The organism is Lysinibacillus parviboronicapiens (assembly GCF_003049605.2).
GTDB lineage: Bacteria > Bacillota > Bacilli > Bacillales_A > Planococcaceae > Lysinibacillus > Lysinibacillus parviboronicapiens.
This window is the reverse complement of the sequence record NZ_CP073713.1, coordinates 4,553,916-4,576,604: the sequence shown is the minus strand read 5'-3', so window position 1 is coordinate 4,576,604 and position 22,689 is coordinate 4,553,916. Positions and strand designations below refer to the sequence as shown.

The following is a 22,689-nucleotide window of genomic DNA, read 5'->3' as shown; positions in this document are numbered from 1 at the left end:
AATGGACAAAATTAAGAGTTACTTAAAAGAATTTCATCCAATTGTTCATATATTAGTATTTGGAACTGTTTTAATTACTTTAACAAGCTCAATGAGTATGCCTTTTTTAGCAATTTTTCTAAGTCAGTCTGCAAATTTAGATTTTGCTACTATCGGGTTTATCATAGGTGTAGGTCCTTTAGCAGGTACTTTCTGTGGATTGATTGGAGGTGTCCTGTCAGATTTCATTGGAAGAAAGAAATTGATGATCCTCTCTTTGATAGGGTTAAGTATTGCTTTTATTGGTTTTATTTCTACCACGAATATTATTTTTTTATTGATTTTTAGTATAATCAGGGGAATTGCGCAAGCTTTCTTTGGAACGGTATCAAAGGCATTAATGGCCGATTTAACACCAGATAATAAAAGATATAAAATGTTCGCTAATCGATATTTAGCTTCTAATCTTGGCTACGCGTTAGGGCCTATGTTAGGTGCCTTTTTAGGAATTGGGGGCAGTACGATAGCATTTATCTTAACATCTTCAATTTATGTCATCTATGCAGTTGTTTTATACTTTATGCTTAGAGCTATCAAGGACTCTAAGCATAACAATGGAGCTGTATCGAAAGATAACATGAATGTGGCTCTCTTATGGCATACCTTACGTAGTGATGTACCCTTAATGTTATTTATTATAGGTGGCATCTTATTAACGACTGTACATGGTCAAATGTCAGTAACACTCTCTCAATACCTACAGGCAAATATTATTGATGGAGTAAAGTTATTTGCGATATTAATGAGTGTCAACGGATTTACCGTACTTATAGTGCAAATTCCGTTAACCAGATGGTCAGAGCGTTTTACTTTAATTCAAAGAATTGCTTATGGCTGCATGCTATTTGCAGTTGGAGAAATCGGATTTGCCTTTTCTACTATTTGGATTGCCTTTATTATTTCGATGTTTGTATTTACTTTAGGTGAAATACTGGTCATTCCTGCTGAATATGCTCAAGTAGATGAGATTACACCACAGCATTTAAGAGGTACTTATTATGGAGCTCAAAGTTTAGGGGAGTTTGGCAATTTCTTGGGTCCCTGGTTCGGAGGGATCTTGTTATCTACGTATGGCGGGACAACCATGTTTTTATTTATGGCTTTCATATCTTTATTAGGGATTTACTTCTTCTATGTAGGGAAGCGAAGCTTTAACAAAAAGATGCAGGTTTAACACGTAGAAAATTACTTTATAGGAATATTTAATATGTATAAAGACTGAAAATTTGATTTACAATGTAGGCAAACTTTGAAAGGAGGAGGTCATTATGACAAACAATACTATTTTTATCCATTTTAAATACTGGGGGATAACGTTTAATTAACAAAAGTATTAGCGTTTCCTCACATTCGAAAGGGGAAAATTTTTGAATAACAATAATGTGAAAATTGTAGAAGTAAATGCAGAAAATTGGTATGAATGTTGTGTACTAGAATTATCAAAAGAACAAACAGCTTTTATAGAACCAAATGCTATCTCAATAGCGCAGTCAAAGTTTGAACCGACATTAAAATCACCCAGAAAATAAGGGTGCCCATCGTTTATATTCTAGTTTAGGGTTTATTGATAATGGGGATAAATTCGGTAAAGAAATGGCAGTCATCAAATATATAAATAAGTAAAAAAGTATTGCAAGAAATAGTGAGGGGAAGGGGCCTGTTTTAGGTCCTTTTTCTACTTTGGAAAGATAGTGATCATTGAAATGCATAGCAGTGGAATATCTAATATGTTATCATTGCATAAGAACTAGTGTTCCTTAAAATGTTAGGTAAGGTGATAATATGTCAAAAATAAAAGTTGAAAAACCAAAACTTTCTCTTCATTTACCTGCTGCGAACTTTCAAGAAATACATGATATGGACGAGCCATATCTGACTAATTGCACAATTACTAATTGCACAATTGAAAGAGAAAATATAGATAAGATAGAATTTTCGCAAGTTACTTTTAAAAATGTGTTATTTAATGATGTGACATTTAGAAATATTGAGTTAACAGATGTTACTTTTGAAAATTGTGATTTATCCAATGCCGATTTTATGGGAGGGATTATACATAGAGTCGAATTTAAAGAATCAAAAATGTTAGGGATTAATCTGTCAGATGCTACTTTAGGCAATGTACTTTTTGAAAACTGTATTATGAATCTAAGTTCGTACGGTTATAGTAGTTTAAAACAAGTACAGTTTGCTAATTGTTCATTACAAAATGCTGATTACTATGAATGCAATTTTAAGAAAGTTGGATTCCAACAATGTGATATAAATGAAGTGAATTTTTCTGGAACATCTCTTAAAGGGATAGATATTAGTAGTTCAACATTTGAAAGGCTAAGTGTAACTTTAGAGGATTTAGATGGATGCGAGGTTTCTTCTGAACAAGCAATTGGTTTTGCTAGAATGTTGGGCTTAAAAGTAAAATAAGCTATTTATTTTGCGTAAAGTTTTACTCACTGTGTCTATCAACGAAAGGGCTGTCTAAAAAGTCCTAAACAATAACGCCTGTGCTCCTATTTGGTAAAAGTCGCTTCGCTTTTCCGCGGGCAAGGTATGAGCTGCATCGCTTGCTAAAGCTCCTTGTTGGTTCTCATACGCTTGCTTTTTACGCGGTCTTTTACCTTTGTATCAGAAAAATAGCCTAATAGGATACTTCTAAGTGTATTGTTTTTACTTTTGGGCCAGCCCTTTAATGTCTACTAGTGTAATCTAAGTTCTTATTTTAGAATTCCTTCATTAAATTATTATTAGTCGTTGAGAAGTTTGTTTTTTATTGATTGTCCCCTATTTCAGCTTCCCATTTGGCTATTTCCTTCCTTACTCGGGGTGCTACCTCAGTTCCTAACAACTCAATGGCTCTCATCACTTCTGCATGTGGCATAGAGCTTAACGGTACATACATCATAAAGCGTGTAATGCCAACATTTTTACGAAGGTGAATAATTTTCTGGGCAACAGTCTCCGGATCGCCAACATATAAAGCACCATCGAAGCTTCGAGCGGCATCGTAACTAGAGCGGTCATAATGTCTCCAGCCTCGCTCCTTGCCAAGCTTATTCATGCCTGCTTGAGTAGAAGGGAAAAAAGTTTCTGCTGCAAGTTCGGCATTATCGGCGACAAATCCGATCGAATGCGACCCAATCTTTAGCTTTGATACGTCGTGACCAGCGTGCGCTGCTGCTTGCTTATAAAGCTTAACTAGTGATTCAAACTGCATTGGATTCCCACCAATAATCGCCAGCATCAGTGGTAATCCTAACAAACCAGCTCGAATAGCAGATTGCTGGTTGCCTCCACTGCCAACCCATATTGGTAAAGGATTCTGAATGGGCCGAGGATATATGCCTAAATTATTAATGGCTGGTCGATGTCGGCCTTCCCAGGTTACTTTTTCGGACTCTCTTATTTTGAGCAGTAATTCCAAATGTTCTTCAAACAACTCATCATAGTCATTCAAATCATAGCCAAACAATGGAAAGGATTCGATAAAAGAACCCCGGCCGGCCATAATCTCTGCACGCCCATTTGAAAGACCATCCAGCATAGCAAAATCCTGAAAGACCCGTACGGGATCAGCTGAAGAAAGTACTGTCACGGCACTAGTCAGCCGAATATGTTTAGTCATGGGTGCAGCAGCAGCCAGCACAATTGCTGGGGAAGATGCTGCATAATCCTCCCTGTGATGCTCACCTACGCCAAACACATCAAGTCCCACCTGATCAGCAAGGACAATTTCTTCCACAACTTCACGCAATCGCTGTGCGTGACTAATCACTTCACCAGTCTTTACATCTGGCTTTGTTTCTACAAATGAAGTAATACCAATCTCCACGAATTATCTCTCCTTTTTTCATTAGCTTTCTCCGTAACTTGCTTTGAAAGCAAAAGTTTTCATATCTTGTTTTTTTATTTTATCTAAAACAAGTTCTTGTGATGTTCAGGCTCATTGTGTAGAAGAACCTGGCTATGATAGGACGTGGCTTATTTTATTGCAGGGGCGCGACTAGTCATTGCCCAAAATAGAAGGGCTACAGCACTAACTGAGGCACCGAGCAAGCATACGCCTTCCCAGCCAAAATGTGCGTATATTTGGGTCGAAGCAAGTGAACCGCTAGCACTGCCAATAGCATAAAACACCATGTACCCAGCGGTAAGACGACTACGCGCCTCCGTACGCAATGGAAGAATCATAGTTTGATTAGTGACGTGTACGGCCTGTACTGCTAAGTCAAGCAGAACGATACCTATAACTAATGCGAATAACGAATGCTCTGTATAACTAATGAACAACCATGAAATCAACAATAGAATTAAAGCAGTGCCAGTTGTTCTCTGACCGTGACCTTGATCAGCTAGCCTTCCTGCACGTGCAGCAGCTAATGCACCAGCTACGCCTACAAGACCAAAAGCTCCAATCGCACTGTGCGAAAGAGATAACGGCTGTGTACTAAGGGGCAATACAAGTGAAGTCCACAAAATACTGAAATCGGCAAAAATCAGTAGGGCTAAAACAGAGCGGATACGTAATATGCGCTCTTGTCTAAACAACATAAACACAGACTTTAGCAACTGGGAATACGACAGGGATTGTACCTTGCGTTCAACATTGGGCAACACCCTCAGAAACATACATACTATAACAAGCAGTAGCATAGCAGATACTAGATATACGGAACGCCAACCCGCAAGATCTGTTAGTACGCCTGCAATAGAACGCGCCAGAAGTATACCGATGACAATCCCGCTTGTTACAATGCCAACGATACGCCCGCGTTCAGCAGGAACAGCCATAGTTGCCGCGAATGCCACAAGTGTTTGAGTTACAACCGCAAGCAGTCCGACCAAAGCCATCCCTGCAAAAAGGACTGTGGTGGTAGATGAAGTTCCAACTATAACCAAAGCAATGATGGATAATGACATTTGACCAATGATCAAACGGCGCTGATTCAGTAAATCACCGAGGGGTACCAGCAGCAGTAATCCCAGACCATAAAAGATTTGTGTAATGGTAATAATAATGCCGATTGTGGCATGGTTAATCCCAAACTCACTAGAAAGCTGATCAAGCAGAGGCTGTGCGAAGTAGATATTCGCAACTGACATACCACATGCAACTGCAAACAATATGGTCACATAGTGTGGCATAGGTGAACGATGGTCAGAAGCTGAGTTAAGCGACCGTAATAGCGATATTCCGGTATTAAATGTTACTTTTTCTTTAACCTCCTTCATTTTGTACACACCTTTTCTATAGATTTAATTACTAAGTGCAATATCATACCGTTCGGTATGGTATTACGCCAAGTAAATATAACTTATAGAAACTGTCTCTGTCAATTAATTTTTGATGGAGCATGTAACGCCCGAAATAGTCATGTTTTATTAGGTTTGTGTAGCACGTGATTGACAATAGAATTAGTAAAATATAAAATTATATTATACTGTTTGGTACATAAATGTATTCACTTACATTGGTGTCATTGAACGAATGAGAAATAAATAAGCGTAACGTGAGGTATTGAGGATGGGACGAAACCGAGAATTTGACGAAGAACAAGCACTAGATGCAGCGATGCAACTATTTTGGGAGAAGGGATATGAGGCTACCTCATTAAGCGATTTAACGTCCAGAATGGGTATTCAACGCCCCAGTATATACTCAGCTTTTGGAGGCAAAAAAGAATTGTTTGAAGCGGCGCTACGTAAATATACGATGGCCCGTGCATCTGAAATACGAACAAAACTCCAAAACAATCCAACTGTAAAACAGGCATTTCGTACTTTTTTTGAAGACTTGGTTGATGAGGAATACACAGAAGGTTTCAGTCGAGGATGTTTTTCCATCAATACAATGGTCGAACTTGCACCTCATGATGAGAAGTTTGAAATTCTTACTCGGGAGCATCAAATGTACTTATCAGTTATATTTCAAGAGGCAATTGAGCGTGGTATGAAATCGGGGGAACTTGAGCAAGGGACAAATGCAAAGGCTTTATCTCAGGCTTTACTCGTATCATTAATAGGTCTAACTGTAATAATGAAATCTCGTCCTGAGCGTTCATTTGTTGATAATTCTGTGGAAGTGATGCTTGCATTGCTCAAGTAAATAACAGGAATCTGCTCGATTTCCGCGGGTAAGCCGTAGGCGTCTTGCAGATTCTTTAATTTAGAGCATCAATTTATGTAATGAGCAGACTCATTAGAATTTGTTCACCTATTTGACCCGTTTTTCGTATTCCTGTATCAACAAATCCAACTTTTTTATATAAATTTTGAGCAGGAATGTTTTTTTTATTTACAACTAGAACGACTTCGTTATATTTAGGAAAAAAATCCTTAATGAAATGTGATAAAGCGAGCATGCCTTCCTTCGCAAACCCCATACCTTGATGTTTGTGATCTACAGTTAATGCTGTTAAAAGGAGTGCTTTTGGGTTGCTAGAGTAGTCTTTCACTCTCTCTGTAGCATGTAAAAGAAAAAAACCTACTGCTTGTTCATCATGAGTTATGACAATACGATATTGCCCATCCGTTGTATTAAGAATTTCTTTTGGGAGTGCAGAAAATTGAATTTGCTGTTGAGGAAGATCAAAGTTCTCTAAATCATGTAGAAATTTTTCAGCAAAGTGCTGTAATTTAACCGAACTGCTACGATTCATGTACATCCCGCCTTTTAGATTTTTCTACGCTTATCATATCATAAAACAGAACGTTTGTACTCTTTTTTCTTTAGGGTAATTTCTGATGAGATAAGGGTCGCTGGGTCGTACCTATTACATAATGATATAAAATTATCCCCCTTCGACACAATACACTGTGAAAGGGGGATAACGTTTTTTCGCTTTTCATGAATTTAATATAGAAGGAATTTCTTTCGCTTTTTCTTTATATACAAGAAAATAAGGAATGCTGTGATGCCTTCAGAGACTGGGAATGTCCACCAAATAGCTTGCACGCCGAATAATTTTGGCAATAATACAAGAGATGGGATAAATAAAATAATACTGCGCAGTAACATAATAGCAGTAGCGAGACGAATTTTTTCAATGGATTGGAAGAATTCCGCAAACACCATATTTATGCCGAGAAATATATATCCAATTGCAAAATGGGCAAAGCCTTGTACGGCCATATTGCGAATTTCGAATGTACTGTCACCAAATAAAGCTATGAGTTGTGAAGGGAATAACGTGGCAACAACTGTCGTACTTAAACCGAAAATAAGAGCTGTCGCAATGCCAATTTTTAAAAGTACTATTAACCGCTTCATCAATCTGGCACCGTGATGGTAGCTGACTAGAGGCTGTAGTGCCATGCCGATGCCTAGGAAAACGGTTAACAGTACTGTATGAATATAGTTAACCATTGCGTAGGCAGTAACGCCATTAGCGCCTAAATAGTGTAAAAATGTTATATTGTATAAAATAATCATGATAGCCATTGAGGCTTCCACTATAAAGCTCGGTAGTCCAATCGCAAATACCTTTTTTAAATCTGACCAGTTAAAAAATTTAGATACGAATTTTAGTTCACATTGATCACGGAAGAAATGTAAACATAGCACCGACATTCCTAAAATAGTGGAAATCGCAGTAGCTAATGCACAGCCAGTTACACCGTAGCCTAAAACAAAAATAAAGAGATAGTTTAAGATTATATTTAAAATCGATGTTGTCATTAAGCCCAACATCGCAAGCTTTGGATTGCCATCATTCCGGATAAAAATACTCAATAAGTTTTCAATCGTATAAAAAACACCAAATAACAAAATAACATGTAAGTACTCTTTTACATAAGGATAGGTAGCATCGCTTGCGCCAAATATATAGGCAATGTCCTTTAAGTTAAATAAAAGAACCATAATCAATGTTACCACTACAGCAAGCATCGTCAAAAATGATAATGTGAAAAGCTGATGTGCACGTACTTTATTGCCCTCACCAAGAGAAATCGAGAACAAAGTGGCGCCACCCATACCGACCCACAGAGAAATCGATAACAAAATAGAAAAAATCGGCACTGCGATATTTACTCCTGCTAAAGCTGTCGGACCAACACCATGACTAACAAAAATACCGTCAACTAAAATATTGACCGACATCAGTAACATCCCAATCATAGCTGGAAATAAATATGATAAAAACAACGGCTTCAGAGGTCTTGTTTCAATAGGGTTAATTGTTGTCATGATTGTGTACCTCCTTTACCATCACTTTTTCACCTTGTTCATCTAGTTCACCATTGAAAACGAATCCGAATTTTTTATATAGCTGAATGGCAACTTTATTATCGTCATAGACACTTAAATATAATTTTTGGCAATGATATTTCCTTGTTAAAAAGTGAATAAGTTGCTGTAGAAAATACTTACCCAATCCTTTATGTTGGTAACGTTCATCGATAAGGTAGCGGTCTAACCAAACACGCTCCGTCTCATCCTCGTGTTGAAAAACGCCATACATTGCAAATCCAACCGCAACGTTTTCCTTATACAGACCAACAGGTATAAAACGTTGATCGTTTTCAGCTTCGTTCAAGCATTGTATTGTCGTTTCAATAAAATTCTGCTGATAGTCAGCGATACGTAAGGCTAAAATTTCTTCTTTGTTTAAAGTAGAGATGTCACGAATTTCCGTGAACATAATGTCAAAACCTTTCTATTTATATTGTGATTAGCTACAATTTAAGGTATATAGTAACTATATAGTCAAGGGAGGAAACTTAAAATGCTCAATAAAAATATAAAGTTTTTTACAACAGGGGAATTTGCTAAGCTATGTAAAGTTAATAAACAAACGTTGATTTACTACGATCAAATAGGGTTATTATCACCAATCATGAAAGACAATAAAGACTATCGCTATTATTCCATTGCACAATATGATTTCTTTAGTGTCATCGAATTATTAAAGGCACTCGGTATGTCGTTAAAGGAAATTCAGCAATATATGGCAGATAAATCACCCGAGAATTTCTTAGAATTGATGCGTCAGCAAAAGGAGATAGTTACAAAAAAACGCCGAGAGCTTGAAATGATTGAAACAATTATTGATGTAAAAATTGAGTCCACAGCGGAAGCCTTATATCTTGATTTTGATAGCATTTCAATTGAACATTTCCCTGAGGAAACATTGTATTTGAGTAAAAATATTGAAGACTCCACAGAGGAACAGTTTGTCAAGGCAGTCTCTGATTTTATCGATGAGTTAGATCGTTCACAATTAGATACAGGCTATCCGATTGGCGGTATTACTAAAAGAGAGCAAGTATTAGCCGGTAACTATGATAATTATTGTTTTCTATATATGGAGCAACCACAACCGCGGGAGGGTCACCCATACTTTAAAGCCATTGAAGGAGAATTTATTATTGGCTACCATGTGGGACCATCCACTACACTTGGGGAAACATACGAACGTTTATTTAATGTCATGCAAGACAAGGGTTACATGCTAGGGCAGTACGTTTATGAGGAATATATTTACGACGCAGTTATTAAAAATCGTGAAGAGGAGTATGTGACGAAAATAATGATGGAACTTGTAAAGATATAAAACCATAGGGAAGACTATAGGATAAATGTGTTAGAAAAAGATTGTTACTCATTCAAAGTTATTGCATTATTAGCTATAATGGTTGTTACTTTCACATAGGAGGAGAATATAAATGAATAAGGTAGATGAAACACGCAATCTTATTATTAAAACTTCCTTAGCCTTATTTAATAAAAAGGGTTATAGTCAAACTTCTATCCAAGATATTATGACAGCAACTGCACTACCTAAAGGTGCTATATATCGAAGATTTGAAAATAAAAACGATATTGCAATTGCTTCGTTCGAATATGCGGGCAGTATTATTTGGCAGTATTATTTTGAAGCAACGAAATTTATGGTTACTGCGACCGATAAATTAATAGCCATGTTTCATATCTATCAAGATGCTGTTAATAGCCCTCCAATCGAAGGTGGTTGTCCTCTACTTAATACAGCTATCGAATCAGATTTTGGTTTTCCTGAGCTGCGAGAGAAAGCTTCAGAGGCCTATAATCGAACTGTGTTTTTTATACAAGGCATCATTGATGAGGGAATTCAGGCCAAGGAATTTCGTCAAGAGATGGATTCCTATGCTGTAGCATCCTTTTTGCTTTCGACTATAGAGGGAGCGGTGATGGCAAGCCGTTTATCTTTAAATAATGAACATATGCAACATAGTGTTGAACAAATGAAAATACTTTTACAGCATTATACAGAAAAGAACCATAGTTAAATCTTAACGAAGGTTCTTTTTTTATTGTCACAATAGATTATTGTTTTGTATAGGAAAATGGAGGACTATCATATATAATGCAAATAAAGGACCGGACCGTCCGGTCCTTTATGATGAAGTGTGAAACTTTCATTCTTTATAAATAATGAAATAAGAAGGAGCGTTTAATATGAAAGTCGCAATTATGCTTTACGATGGAATTACAGCGTTAGATGCAATTGGTCCGTATGAAGTGTTCGCAACAGTAGAGGGCATACAAGTAGAGTTTGTCGCTAAAAAAAAGGGTTTAATAAAATTAGATTCTAAAATGGGCTATTTACATGCAGATTTAAGCTTTTCTGAAGTGCCATCAACCGATATTCTCATCGTTCCTGGTTGTCGTCCTCCTAATTTTAAAGCGCCAATGAATGATGAAGACACATTGCAGTGGATGCAGCAAATTCATGAAACGACTAAGTGGACCACTTCCGTATGCAACGGTTCTTTAATTCTGAGTGCCGCAGGTTTGCTAAAAGGAGCGAAGGCAACTAGTCATTGGGGCTCCTTCGACATTCTAAACTCACTTGGTGCCATTCCAACAGAAGAAAGGGTTGTGCGCCAAGGTAAAATGGTTACGGCAGCTGGTGTCTCATCAGGCATCGATATGGCTCTTCAGCTAGTAGCGTGGGAATGGGGAGAAGATATTAGTCAATCAGTCCAGCTATTGTTAGAATACGATCCTATGCCGCCTTTTGATGCAGGGTCGCCACAGAAAGCACCAGCTCCTATGGTAGAGCAAGTAAAAGTGATGCTGAAAGAACTTGCGAAACAAGAGCCGCATTTATAGCGCATTCAAGGGCAAGAAACTCCTGCTGGCATGAATGAAAGCATTGTCATGGAAAGACGTAGAGGATTATTCTGGATGATAGGTCATTGTTATGAAGGCTGGGATAATGTTTCGATGGATACTTAGAATCATAAAAGGCTAAGGATTCTTTCCTTAGCCTGCTTTTTTCAATAAATAGATGGAGAGACGGATAGAATTTTCAAATCCTTCTACTTTAGATAATTCGGCATACTAACCTTGTCAATCAGAAGGAGTCCATCGTATTGATCGCGTGGCACAAGGCTTTCCTGCATAATTCCCCAACTATAAGATAGACGCGGTTCAAACATCCACGAATTTCCACGTTCATTTTGACGGTTTCGTAAATCTATGAATGTGTAAGGCTTATGTGTCGTTGAAAGAATATCTTCAACTGATCCTTTTACTGGTGGCAAGACCTCCATAGGTTCACGCATATTGTTTGCCGTTTCTCCACCAGCCATATAAAGACCAAGCACATAGCTATATTTTTTATAGATATCGGGTAGGCGTTCACCCATTAATTTTACCGGATAAGGAGAACCCATGACTTCAGATTGGGCTTTGCGAATATGATCATTATGAGCCCAAACAATAAATTTTTCTGCCGGGTAAATTTCTGTTGATAACCAAAGCAAGTTTTCGAGCATTGCTTGATCACGCCATTCCATTGTTTTCAAAAACGGCTCAGGGTTATTTTTTTCGATTTCAATATTTGATTGAATTGTAAGTTCCACATATTCATTTGCTAAATGGATACGATCTGTTAACGTTCTCTCCATAAGTTTTACAATATGAGGTTCATTCGGATAAGCTGATTTTAATTCTGCCTCCTTAAGCTTCACTTGTGATTTTACCTGTGTGTAGATATCAATGATACTAGGCTTTGCTTTTTGGTAGCCTTGTAAATCCTTACTTGAACTCCACTGCGCTAATTGCTCCTCTACGTTACTGAACTGTTTAGCTAAGTCACTGTTTTTTAACCAGTCACCGTTTGTAAATGCTCCTTGTTGCTGAATATCAAATCCTGCTAACACTAGTGGTTTATCTGTTTGTTGAGTCTTTTTCGTATAGTCAAACAACGGTAGTGTTTCCTTTGTCCACCACACGCCAAAAATAGCATCCTTCATCGTTTGTTGTGCGGCTTGCTTGTCAATTTGTCCTTGGGCATTCATGACATTGCCCATACCGCTTTCAAATGCAAGAACGTTGTAGTCCATTTCTTGATGTAAAAATTGAATGATGCGGGTTTTGGCAAGGTTAAATTCAGCCACTCCATGCGAGCTCTCACCTAAAAAGACAATGCGTTTATCATGTAATAATGGCTTTAACATCGCTAAATCATCAAAATTACTAGATGGAATGTGCTGCTTTTCTAGTTTTTCTGGTTGAATGGACGTTAAACTATAGGCATGGTCATTGGTCCAACTTTTCCATTCTTGTAGTGTTTCATTTGATGTGCGAGCTTGCTTAACATCTACATTATTATTTTCCACTGCCGTGTGCTCTGTATGGGCAGGGACAGCAGCTGAGGCATTGGCAACATTGCTGAAGCTTAGTAAACTAGTAATGGCTACGCTTAGTGAAAGCAAAACTATTTTTTTCTTGTTGTTTTGCTGATACGGCTTAATCAAAATTCATCGGCCCCTTTCTTAGATGAGTCCCATTATAATGAATTAAGGTTAAAAATTTGGTGGAACTTGTTTAAATTTAGTTTAAATTCCTGATATTTCTTAGGGGCGGTGTATATTTAAAATATGGAGCGGACAAAAAACACCTCGAGATGGGTACATGAAAAATCAGTACGCATTTTGGAAGGTGTGTTTTTGTCTTACTTGTAATGATATGTGCCTACTCGTGGATTGTTACGCTGGATTTGATTAAACCATGCTTGATCTTTTTTCTCTTGATTTAACGTACTAACGATGGATGATGAACAATTAACACAGATTTTTGCTTGAGTTATATTCCCACATCGCTCACATGGCGCGCCGAGATTCGGGAATATCGACTTTTTTAATTTACCTGCTTTTACCCACTTATAAATCAACTCGGATGAAACACCTGTTAATGCAACAACTTCATCATTTGATAAAATGCGATTATTTTTTCTTAGTAAGAAATGATGTAATTCTGAAAAAACATCTTCTTCTCTCGCATCTATTTTTTTGCCAAATAGCTGCATGCTACTTCACTCCTCCATTACTTCATTTGAGGATTTCTCCTATACTTTCATTCATGCTGATGGAATGCTCATCATATTTATAATTTTCCCAACGATTACGCGCTAGCTTGCGATACTTGTTGGATATACTACGGTCAGAAATTAAGCGAGAGAATCCTTTTTTGGCTTCGGCAATATCACCGAGACGTAAGCTCAGTTCTGCATGTAAAAATTGGATACGTTCCTCGCCCTCTTGGTTGGAAGCAAAGGACTTACTGTAAAAGTCTCTAGCTGCAAAGAGATAGCGCATTTCTGATTCCTGTTCGCTTTTTAAGCGGTAAAGCCATGCTATTTTTAGCGCGAAATTGGCCATTAAAAGGGGCTCTTCCATAGATGCCCTCGATACGAGGTATGCTAATTTGTAGCTTACAATCGCGTCATCAATTGTCCGTTCCTGACAAATATTCATTGGTTTTTGCAGTTCTTTAATATACAATTCATCAATTAGCAGCATGAACGGACCATAAGTTCTCGTCATAGATTTGTGGTACGCATATCCACAATGTGGACAAACAGCTACTTCGTAAAACAGCGGATTTAAACCTTCATAAATGGGCATGAAGTCTGTTTGTTCCTCCATTACTTTATAGCGGTTTGGACGTACCTTATATGTAGTAAAATGTTTTTTGCAAAATTTGCAATCCACATTACTTTCATAGTAGTAAATGTTAAAAGCCATATGATTCAACTCCTTTACTGCGAATGCATAGTTATTTCTTTTGTTCTATTTATAGAATGTATATGTTCGTTCAATAGATTTAATTAATTTACTCTTATATTAACAATTCTATGTTTATTGGTATACTCCTTTAGAATTATTTACACAATATTTGTTCATATTTATGTTATTTTTATGTAAGTTTGAAGTTTCGTAAAATCTACTGGTAATAGCATTTATCGGTGTGTTTGACATAAAGTTAAATGGATTGTCAAATTACAATTCATAGTTGACTTGAAAAACTTTTTTTTGGTGGACAGTGCTGGCTGTTGTATGACTTTTTTTTATTGCTGGTTGTAGGTTAAATTAACTATTGTAGGTTTTCACAAAAAAATTCCTGTCATTGATACTAATTAGATGATATCAATGCAATTAGTATAAAAACGGGCAAGTTGTTTTTCTTTATAATTTAAAAGTACAATATAGTAATAATTGCTAATTAGCATCAAGCAATCAATCAATGAAGGAGCTAATATGAACTGTAAAATTATATTCTTTGATGTTGATGGAACGCTCATTAATTATGAGGATGGGAAGTATCGTAGACAGTACTAAGATAGCTCTACAGATATTGAAAAGCAAAGGGATTCGATTAGTGGCTGCTACTGGAAGACCACTATCAATGTGTCAGGATTTGATGGCTCTAGGTATCGAAACGTTTATTACAGCCAATGGTGCGTATGTGAAGCACCAAGATCAAGTTATTCAAAAAATACCGCTGGCGCAAGCGATAGTGCACACAGTAAAAGATTTTGCTGATGAAAATAACCAAAGTCTTACATTTTTTACAGAACAATTATCAATGAACAGTGTACATAATCCTATAACTTTAAAAGCAATGAGAGAAACTTTATCTTTAATGGATTTCCCGATAATCAATGAAGATATTTTAAATCAAGAGGTCTACTTAATGTGTTTATATGTGGACGAACAGATGGAGAAAAAGTACACGAGGCAATTTCCAAATTTAAAATTTGAAAGATGGCATCCAAATATCGTCAATGTCTTGCAAGACGATGTTTCAAAATCAATTGCAGTAAAAGCTGTGTTAAATTATTTCCAGTTAACTTCCCATGAAGCCATTGCTTTTGGTGATGGAGACAATGATATTGATATGTTGGAGCAAGTTGGATATGGTATTGCGATGGCAAATGGCAGTGAAGCATTAAAAAGAAATGCTGACTTTGTAACGAAGAAATCCAATGAGGGTGGCATTGATTATGCATTACGTAAACTGTGCCTCATCTAAATAGAGTAGCTATTTTATAGCCTGTGTAAGTAAATGCCGTAATTAGGTCTGTTCCAAGGTACCAATAAGTGACCTTGGAACAGGCCCTTTTTAGATGATGTTGAAAGATTTAAGGCAAAATTGCGAATGAACGCACGGGGAAGCCGGATGCTTTTTCAGGTTTTGGCACGATATTGAATATTATTGCTCCTTTAGGTGGTAGCTTGTCCAAATTTGTCATCAGCTCGATTTGGTATGTATCCTGATCGAGTACATAATATTCGCCATCTAACTTACCATTTTTACGAAAATCAGCAGCTGAATCAGTATCAAATGTTTCATGACCTACGGCACTCACTCTTCGTTCTTTAAATAAAAACTGTAATGCTGGTAAGCTCCAACCGGGAATATGATTATGGCCTTCTTCGTCCTTGTTATTAAAGGCATCTTTATCTGGCCAGCGTTTACTCCAATCTGTTCGCAGTGCAACAAATGTCCCTGCTTCTATTTCGCCAAACTCCGCTTCAAAGTCAAGAATATCCTGTACAGATAACGAGAAGTCATGATTTGTTGCAGATTCCTTAGCTTTGTTAATCACAATAAGTGGTAAAACAAGTTCTTTTAATTGTAATTCATCCAAATAGCGCGTGTCTCGGACGAAGTGAACCGGCGGATCGATATGTGTCCCATATTGCCCAGGAAACGTAAATTGTTGTGCAAAAAATCCTTCGTCATGCGAGAATAACGTGTCAAACTTCGCATCCTCAAACATAAAAAAGTGTGGTGAATTGGGACCAAATGTGTGTGTTAAATCAATCCATTCCTTAGATTTTAATAATTGAAGTGCCTGTAAAAGTTCGTTAGTCAATATGAACAGCTCCTTTAGTTAAAATAAAAAGAGAGCCATCTTTTAGAAGAGGGCCCTCGTGCATCACAACTGAAGTCAATCTTCTCATCTTTAAGGCGATATTCGCCATTGGAATTAGCACCATGCTAAGGCTGGTTGCTGAGACTTCATAGGGCCAATCCCTCCGTCTCTCGAGATAAGAAAAAAAGCGTATAAGAATTTTCAGAAAAATAATTATAAGTACTTTAACATATTCAACCATAGTTTACAAGTTTAAGAGATGTGTAATAAAAGCGATTTTATCTACTTCTGCCAATCACCAATTTAAAATTAATGTTAGGCCGCAACAACCGTTTTCAATAAAAAGTACTCGAAGATTATCAGGTGTATATTTAGTGTCGAATTTAATGCTGATGCCTGTGGACGCAATTAATTTATCGACTTCAGTTTTATTTGATAGTTGCGCGGCGTTCATGAGATCGTGTGCAAATTGCTCTGACCCATCAATTTTATCTGTAAGTAGTCGAGCTTGCTGCATAATCGTTTGTACCTGTTTTGCGGATGACTGCAGTTTATGTGTGTTAACTGGTGGGAAGGGGCTAGTGGTTGGTTGATTTGTCGGCATTGCCAAATGGCTAGGGAGTGGGCTAGGTGTGGTATGGTTGGACGTTGCCCATGGGGGATAATGATTGGCATAGACAAAATACGGATAAGGGTTGTAATACAACGGAATTCCTCCTATCCAATTTCTGATACCCTTATCTTATGTAAAATAAAGACGTTAGGTGTTAAAGGTGTCGATCTTCTAAAACCAACCATGAAGTTACTAGTTTATATATACAATCAAGCACATTATTCGGATGATTAGTCCTGCCTTTTAGATGTCTTACCCTAGAACATGTAAGACATCTTCTATTTTTTTGCTGTGGGAAAGTACGCCGTAATTCATCCACGTTAAAAAATCCACTTCATAGACGCAATGATTTTTAACCGCTGAAAGGGCAAGCCATATAGGTGAGGTTAAAATATTTCGTTCCTCTCCTTCAAAAGTAGAATGCTGTTTATCAAATGTTATGAACAGATGATGGGCATCAAGTTTACTAAGTTGATCGTTCGTCAATGCGCATCTTCTTGTGTGATGAGGCATATTCCAGACAAGCGGATGGGGCATCAAACCTAAATCTCGATATAAAATGGGCCCTGTGTAGCCGCATTCTGGGCCAGCATAAAGACTAATACTATTTGCTGAAATACGAAGAAAGGCAACGGTTTGTCCATAAACAGATTTACTTAAGATTGTTCTGGCATCATGGACAGTGTGCTCATATTGCCTAATGACATCTTTCATGATGGCGATTCGGCCTGTTAGATCTGCAATTTTATAGAGTGTTGAACGCCAGTCCTCACCAGGGTGCGAGAAATGACAAATTGGCGCTAACTGATTTAAATGGTGGCAAGTGTCCCAGCGCTCTACACCAGCATTTAACATGATTAAATTTGGCTTATATTGTAAAATCTGTTCCATGCGACCATCGGCTACATCAATATCCGGCACTTCTTGTAAGTCCAAGTATTCTTGTTTCCCCCATTTTGCATGGCTAAATTGGGCAATGGGTGTAATGCCTAATGCAACTAAAAAATCTTCTAAAAAAGGAGCAAAAATACGAATGCTGTTGCTGTGACTTTTACGATATTGTCCCGGAGAGACACCGACATGTTCTTTAAAGCGACGGTTAAAATAATATTCATTATTAAATCCAACGGTTTGACTGATCTCAAATATCCGATCATTAGTTGTGCTAAGTAATTGTTTTGCACGATCAATCCGAATATTGTTTAAATAGTGAAGAGGGATGTGGCCAGTGATTTCTTTAAAGAGACGAGAATAATTCCACCGAGGAACATCTGCAATATGTGATAATTGTTCGACAGTCCAATCCTTTTCATAGTGTTCGTGGATATAGTCAATGGAATGTTCAACAGATTGGCGGTCATTTTTTTGGTGCAATTTAGGGAGATTCTGTTGAAGAATAAATAGCATAAATTCTTGAAATCGAACATGCTGCTCAAATATCGAAAGTTCATCATTCATTAAGCGGTTGCGATAAATAATCTCTAGTTGATTGTTACATTGTGAAACGGGAAGGCAACGTAGTTCACCTATAATTGAAAAGATTTCATGCACTTTAGGTTGCTTTGAATCACCCAAACTTATAGTTGTAAACGACAATTGATAGAAACTAAAACACTCACTTTCAATGCTAATTTCAGTCATGTTATCTGGAGAAATAATAACGCATTTACCTTCAGCAAGTTTAATAGTTTCCCCAGCTACTACTAGTTTTCCATGGCCATTATTAATGATGAATAATGTATAGTCATTGTTATTATTTGTCTGCCATTGCCTTTCTGAGAATTGAGCAAAATACAATATTTCTTGTAATACGTACATAAACGGTTGCTTTCCCATTGCATCCTTCATCCTTTCCATATTTTTTTTGAAAACAACAGAAAGAAAGCCCTTAGAGAGCTTTCCATTTTTCAAGATGATTCAGTTATTTAACAAACCATTTTTCAAGATCATCATATTTTAATAAGTTTGCTGTAATAGCTCCTGTTTGCCAATATGTTCTACTTGCGATATACACATGACCATTTTTTACTGCGGGTACCGATTTCCATAGCGTGCTATCAAGCCATTGAACAGCCTCTTGATTTTCCTTCGATTCCCATGTTCCATCAGAAGGGAAGATGATAATATGGTCCGCATCCAAATTGGGAATAGCCTCTTCAGATAAAACTTCTTGGAATTCCTTCATATCACGCACTAAAGGATGTGGTGTTAAACCTGCTTCTTTGTAAACATTCCCTATGAATCGATTTTCGATGCCAAGTAAAGCTAAAGTTTTATCTGCAACGTTTAAACGTAAAACGGCTACTGTATCGTCACCGACAGAGGCATCTAATTCAGTTTTTAATAAAGTCACTCGCTCTTCATACTGTTTAACAACCTCATCCGCTTTTTCTGATACGTTTAAAACATCTGCAATTGTTTTTACAATTTCTCGAGGATTTTGGAGAATTTCTTCTTTTAATCGATAAGTTGGTGCAATTTTTGAGTACTTTTCATATTTCTCTGAATCGACTGCTCCGTCCACAATGATTAAATCTGGCTTTGCTTCCAATAGAGCCTCTATACTTCCTGTCACATCGAACTTAGGTACATCTAAATTTAAATACTCTTGTATACCCCATATTGGATGATACCACTGGATGACTGGCTTTATATCAAGAGCGCTTAAATAATCTTCTAAGTAGACGGCTGCGACTCTCTGTGGATGGGCAGGGATTTCGACTTTACCAAACTCATCCTCTACAATTCTAGTCTCTGCTGCTGATGTGTTTTCTTGCGATTCAACTTTTTGTTCGTTAGAACTACATGCTCCTAAAATGAACGTCAGCACCAATAAAAGTGCTAACGAAAAAAATGGCCCTCTACGCATAGCTATTCACTCCTATAGTTTTCGTACAGATACACTGTGAAAACATTTGTAATTTAGAATGATAATCATTCTCGTTTGATTCAAGTAAATTATAGGATACATTAATTAAACAAACAATACACATTCTCTAGATGTTTCTTATACAAACTTGAGAGAGTTTTATGGTAAAGAAGTGGGAGACACAAAAAATAGTAAGTGTCGTCTTTGAGTATTTTATATTTGGGACAGTTGATAAAGATAAAGGGGATTTCCGTGTAGAAATAGAATTAAGTAAAGAGACTGTAGAAAAGGGGATTACGAGATGAACCGTTTAAATTTAATAACGTTAGGTGTTAAAGATATGGTAGAGTCACTAACATTTTATCGTGATGGACTTGGGTTTGAAGTATTTGTATATGGAGATGAATCAAGCCCAGATGTAATTTTCTTTAATAATGCAGGCACAAAAATTTCACTGTTTCAAATTGATCGCTTAGTAAAAGATATTAACGAAGAAAACACACCGCAGTTAGGTCATGGCTTTGCAGGAATTACCCTTGCTTATAACGGGAAATCTAAAGAAGAAGTTGATGAAGTATTTTTATTAGCTGAAAGGGCTGGTGCAAAAATCATCAAGAAGCCGGAAACAGTATTTTGGGGTGGATATAGTGGTTATTTCCAAGACCCTAACGGCTATTATTGGGAAGTTGCATATGGCGATAGCTGGGAATTTGATGAAAATGATATGTTAATTATTAGCGAGAACTAGAATATTTCGGCGTGTATTGAAAAATATTTTTCAATACACGCCATTTTTAAAATTCTTGGATATATAGAATTATGATTTGAGTTAGCGTTTTTGTAAATGTATAATACAAAATATGGATTTTCGAGGATACACTTATTTCTATTAAGCCGAAGTCATATATTTGGAGGATATAAATTGTTTCGTATATTGTACATAGAAGATGAAAAAGAAATAGGTCAGTGGGTGACAAGAGATTTAACAGAAAGAGGCTACGAGGTAACTTGGCTAGAATCGGGAGAAGAGCTCGAGAAATACATTGTAGCCGCAGATATAGTTGTATTGGATGTTATGCTGCCCGGATTAGACGGATTTTCTATTGGCAAGAGAATAAAAAAGGAAAATAAGGAATTGCCGATTTTAATGCTGTCAGCACGTACAGCAGTAGAGGATAAAATAGAGGGCCTGAATTTTGCAGATGATTATTTAACAAAGCCATTTCATCCAGACGAGCTTGTCGCACGTCTTGAGGTATTGCTGAGGAGATATCAAAAGAATGATGATGTACTAGAACTTCAGCATCTAAAAATTCATACGAAAGAGATGCGTGTTATCAACCGACAAACTAATGACGAGATTCAATTAACAGGTAAACAGTTTTACTTACTGCAATTTTTTATACGTCATTTAAATCAAATATTAACGAAAGAACAGCTCTATGAAGGCGTTTGGGGTGAAAGCTACATAGAAGGTGATAAAACATTAATGGTCCATATTCGATACTTAAGAGAAAAAATAGAAATAAATCCCGCTAAGCCAATGATTATTGAAACGATACGTGGAATTGGCTACAGGGTGAAATTATGAAATTTTTGCGACCATTTTTTTTTCTGCGATCATTATTAGCTAAATACATGTTGATTATCCTGATTGCCATGTCAATTACTCAGGTGGCTTACTTTGTTATTGCCCTTTTTGCGTTAGAAATCACTAAAACCGGGCAGGATGAAAGTTTAAATGAAGTTAACCAAGAAAGCAATGTTGAGGAAAGATGGCACGATGAAGCGAAGCACATACAAAATTTTACGGATGAAACAATTACGCAACATTTTGAAAGTTGGAAGCAGCGATATCCGAAAGCAGCAATGTTTTGGATAAGCGAGGATGGCACACTACGCTCAAAAGTAAATGTACAGGAGCAGCTACCATCAACATGGACACCTTCCTTTACAACAAAATTTATTAAAGAGCGTTATGGAGGAAATCCCTTTACGGTTATTGCCTTTGTAGGGGAGGATGAAACAAATGGTTTTATTGTTTTAGAAATTCCTAGAGATGTATTTAATCCACCACTGAGGAATATTTATGAACAATATGGTTCCTTGGTGTTTTTGGGTGTTATTGTCATTATCTTATTTTTTATTTGCATATCCTTTTTGTTCTTTAGAGGGATTCGAAAACGCTTATTAAAACTACAGGATGCAATGGAAATTCGGGATGTAGATGGACTACCTATTGAGATACATGTGAAAAAGAAAGATGAAATCGGACAGCTCGAACAAACTTTTAATCACATGGTGGTCGAACTGAGGGAGAGTAAACATCGCGAGAGGAAGGAAGAACAGCTACGGCGACAACTAATCGCTAACCTGTCCCATGATTTACGCACGCCTTTAACAAAAATACGTGCGCAAGCTTACTCCATCAGTAAAGAGAATTTATCAGAAGAAGGCAAACAAGCGATTCAGGCAATGGAAACTTCCATTGTGAATATTGACGGACTAATTGAAAATTTAATGTCTTATACACTGCTTATGGCTAGTACATATATTTTTGAACCAAAGGAAATTAATGTGGTGCGATTTGCACGAGAACAAATGACTACATGGTATCCCGTTTTTGAAAAGGAAGGCTTTGACATTGATATTGAACTACAAGCATTTGACGACAATATGTGGCTGATCGACCCGCTTTGGTTAGGTCGCGTATTTGATAATATTTTTCAAAATGTACTACGACATGCGAATAGTGGGAAATATCTTGGCGTGAAAACAGAATCAACAGCACACTATGATGCATTTATCATTAAGGATTACGGGAAAGGCATGAAAAATGAATCAAATGCAAAAGGTGCCGGCATTGGTTTATCCATTGTGGACCTCATGGTGAAAGGCATGGAACTAGAGTGGGATATTACGTCAAGTGAATCTGGCACCATCATTAAAATAAAAAAACAAAAAGATTTGTCCAAATAACTGGGCAAATCTTTTTTTAAACAAATTTTAACCTTTGTCCT

22 protein-coding genes, 3 pseudogenes and 1 riboswitch are annotated in these 22,689 nt (G+C 37.0%); of the genes and pseudogenes, 13 read left to right on the top strand and 12 right to left on the bottom strand.

What is annotated here, in order from left to right; genetic code table 11:
* Position 1 precedes the first annotated feature (1 nt).
* The 3 genes and pseudogenes from C9J31_RS22185 (at position 2) to C9J31_RS22175 (ending at position 2,463) form a co-directional block, all read left to right on the top strand.
* The gene (locus C9J31_RS22185) at positions 2-1,213 is read left to right on the top strand and encodes an MDR family MFS transporter (protein WP_107948628.1); all 1,212 of its coding nucleotides are present in this window, start codon (positions 2-4) and stop codon (positions 1,211-1,213) included.
* Positions 1,214-1,406: 193 nt separating this feature from the next.
* Positions 1,407-1,662 (top strand): annotated as a pseudogene (locus C9J31_RS22180) (hypothetical protein).
* 159 nt (positions 1,663-1,821) lie between these two features.
* A complete protein-coding gene (locus tag C9J31_RS22175; protein WP_107948630.1) occupies positions 1,822-2,463 on the top strand; it encodes a pentapeptide repeat-containing protein in 642 nt (213 codons plus the stop codon).
* Between the two features lie 343 nt (positions 2,464-2,806).
* Here the strand turns inward: C9J31_RS22175 and C9J31_RS22170 are convergent, their stop codons facing one another.
* Positions 2,807-3,868, bottom strand: a complete 1,062-nt coding sequence (locus C9J31_RS22170) for an LLM class flavin-dependent oxidoreductase (RefSeq protein WP_107948632.1) — start codon at positions 3,866-3,868, stop codon at positions 2,807-2,809.
* 149 nt (positions 3,869-4,017) lie between these two features.
* Positions 4,018-5,268, bottom strand: coding sequence for an MFS transporter (locus C9J31_RS22165; RefSeq protein WP_107948633.1), 1,251 nt, complete (start codon positions 5,266-5,268; stop codon positions 4,018-4,020).
* Between the two features lie 292 nt (positions 5,269-5,560).
* Here C9J31_RS22165 and C9J31_RS22160 point away from each other — a divergent pair, with 292 nt between their 5' ends.
* Positions 5,561-6,142, top strand: a complete 582-nt coding sequence (locus C9J31_RS22160) for a TetR/AcrR family transcriptional regulator (RefSeq protein WP_107948635.1) — start codon at positions 5,561-5,563, stop codon at positions 6,140-6,142.
* A gap of 73 nt (positions 6,143-6,215) precedes the next feature.
* On the opposite strand, the gene C9J31_RS22155 is transcribed toward C9J31_RS22160, so the two are convergent.
* The 3 genes from C9J31_RS22155 to C9J31_RS22145 all read right to left on the bottom strand — a co-directional run bounded on the left by C9J31_RS22155 (position 6,216) and on the right by C9J31_RS22145 (position 8,678).
* The gene (locus tag C9J31_RS22155) at positions 6,216-6,695 is read right to left on the bottom strand and encodes a GNAT family N-acetyltransferase (RefSeq protein WP_107924021.1); all 480 of its coding nucleotides are present in this window, start codon (positions 6,693-6,695) and stop codon (positions 6,216-6,218) included.
* A gap of 194 nt (positions 6,696-6,889) precedes the next feature.
* Complete coding sequence (locus tag C9J31_RS22150) at positions 6,890-8,224, bottom strand: MATE family efflux transporter (RefSeq protein ID WP_107948636.1); 1,335 nt, start codon at positions 8,222-8,224, stop codon at positions 6,890-6,892.
* The gene (locus C9J31_RS22145) at positions 8,211-8,678 is read right to left on the bottom strand and encodes a GNAT family N-acetyltransferase (RefSeq protein ID WP_107924023.1); all 468 of its coding nucleotides are present in this window, start codon (positions 8,676-8,678) and stop codon (positions 8,211-8,213) included. The genes C9J31_RS22150 and C9J31_RS22145 overlap by 14 nt, the downstream gene beginning before the upstream one ends.
* Before the next feature lie 84 nt (positions 8,679-8,762).
* Here C9J31_RS22145 and C9J31_RS22140 point away from each other — a divergent pair, with 84 nt between their 5' ends.
* The 4 genes and pseudogenes from C9J31_RS22140 to C9J31_RS22125 all read left to right on the top strand — a co-directional run.
* Entirely contained in the window at positions 8,763-9,590 is an 828-nt protein-coding gene (locus tag C9J31_RS22140; RefSeq protein WP_107948638.1) for a MerR family transcriptional regulator, read from the top strand.
* Between the two features lie 112 nt (positions 9,591-9,702).
* Positions 9,703-10,305, top strand: a complete 603-nt coding sequence (locus C9J31_RS22135) for a TetR/AcrR family transcriptional regulator (RefSeq protein WP_107948640.1) — start codon at positions 9,703-9,705, stop codon at positions 10,303-10,305.
* Between the two features lie 169 nt (positions 10,306-10,474).
* Positions 10,475-11,131: a DJ-1/PfpI family protein gene (locus C9J31_RS22130; protein ID WP_107948642.1), complete on the top strand. Its 657-nt coding sequence runs from the start codon at positions 10,475-10,477 to the stop codon at positions 11,129-11,131.
* A pseudogene (locus C9J31_RS22125) lies at positions 11,132-11,257 on the top strand (DUF4272 domain-containing protein); the annotation flags it as partial.
* Positions 11,258-11,340: 83 nt separating this feature from the next.
* Here the strand turns inward: C9J31_RS22125 and C9J31_RS22120 are convergent.
* The 3 genes from C9J31_RS22120 to C9J31_RS22110 all read right to left on the bottom strand — a co-directional run bounded on the left by C9J31_RS22120 (position 11,341) and on the right by C9J31_RS22110 (position 14,052).
* Positions 11,341-12,783, bottom strand: a complete 1,443-nt coding sequence (locus C9J31_RS22120) for an erythromycin esterase family protein (protein ID WP_238602063.1) — start codon at positions 12,781-12,783, stop codon at positions 11,341-11,343.
* 197 nt (positions 12,784-12,980) lie between these two features.
* Positions 12,981-13,334 carry a hypothetical protein gene (locus C9J31_RS22115; RefSeq protein ID WP_107924027.1) on the bottom strand — a complete coding sequence of 118 codons (354 nt, stop codon included), beginning with the start codon at positions 13,332-13,334 and terminating at the stop codon, positions 12,981-12,983.
* Positions 13,335-13,356: 22 nt separating this feature from the next.
* Positions 13,357-14,052 (bottom strand): DUF2225 domain-containing protein, encoded by a 696-nt coding sequence (locus tag C9J31_RS22110; RefSeq protein ID WP_107948646.1) that lies wholly within the window; start codon positions 14,050-14,052, stop codon positions 13,357-13,359.
* Between the two features lie 513 nt (positions 14,053-14,565).
* On the opposite strand from C9J31_RS22110, the pseudogene C9J31_RS22105 reads away from it, so the two are divergent.
* Positions 14,566-15,340, top strand: a pseudogene (locus C9J31_RS22105) (Cof-type HAD-IIB family hydrolase).
* 109 nt (positions 15,341-15,449) lie between these two features.
* Here the strand turns inward: C9J31_RS22105 and C9J31_RS22100 are convergent.
* From C9J31_RS22100 to C9J31_RS22085, 4 genes are all read right to left on the bottom strand, one after another.
* Positions 15,450-16,187, bottom strand: coding sequence for a cyclase family protein (locus C9J31_RS22100; protein WP_107948648.1), 738 nt, complete (start codon positions 16,185-16,187; stop codon positions 15,450-15,452).
* A gap of 81 nt (positions 16,188-16,268) precedes the next feature.
* A riboswitch (SAM riboswitch) is annotated at positions 16,269-16,369 on the bottom strand.
* 113 nt (positions 16,370-16,482) lie between these two features.
* The gene (locus C9J31_RS22095) at positions 16,483-16,893 is read right to left on the bottom strand and encodes a YuzC family spore coat inner layer protein (RefSeq protein WP_107948650.1); all 411 of its coding nucleotides are present in this window, start codon (positions 16,891-16,893) and stop codon (positions 16,483-16,485) included.
* A 159-nt stretch (positions 16,894-17,052) separates the two neighbouring features.
* Complete coding sequence (locus C9J31_RS22090) at positions 17,053-18,636, bottom strand: helix-turn-helix domain-containing protein (RefSeq protein WP_107948652.1); 1,584 nt, start codon at positions 18,634-18,636, stop codon at positions 17,053-17,055.
* An 85-nt stretch (positions 18,637-18,721) separates the two neighbouring features.
* Positions 18,722-19,669 (bottom strand): ABC transporter substrate-binding protein, encoded by a 948-nt coding sequence (locus tag C9J31_RS22085; RefSeq protein ID WP_107948654.1) that lies wholly within the window; start codon positions 19,667-19,669, stop codon positions 18,722-18,724.
* Between the two features lie 161 nt (positions 19,670-19,830).
* Between C9J31_RS22085 and C9J31_RS22080 the strand changes: the two genes are divergently transcribed.
* From C9J31_RS22080 to C9J31_RS22065, 4 genes are all read left to right on the top strand, one after another.
* On the top strand, positions 19,831-19,974 hold the full coding sequence (locus C9J31_RS22080) for a hypothetical protein (protein WP_193767032.1): 144 nt from the start codon (positions 19,831-19,833) through the stop codon (positions 19,972-19,974).
* Positions 19,971-20,417: a VOC family protein gene (locus tag C9J31_RS22075; RefSeq protein WP_107924032.1), complete on the top strand. Its 447-nt coding sequence runs from the start codon at positions 19,971-19,973 to the stop codon at positions 20,415-20,417. Before C9J31_RS22080 ends, C9J31_RS22075 begins: the two co-directional genes overlap by 4 nt.
* Positions 20,418-20,591: 174 nt before the next feature.
* Positions 20,592-21,260 (top strand): response regulator transcription factor, encoded by a 669-nt coding sequence (locus tag C9J31_RS22070; RefSeq protein ID WP_107924033.1) that lies wholly within the window; start codon positions 20,592-20,594, stop codon positions 21,258-21,260.
* On the top strand, positions 21,257-22,648 hold the full coding sequence (locus tag C9J31_RS22065; RefSeq protein WP_107948655.1) for a HAMP domain-containing sensor histidine kinase: 1,392 nt from the start codon (positions 21,257-21,259) through the stop codon (positions 22,646-22,648). Before C9J31_RS22070 ends, C9J31_RS22065 begins: the two co-directional genes overlap by 4 nt.
* Positions 22,649-22,689: the final 41 nt, after the last annotated feature.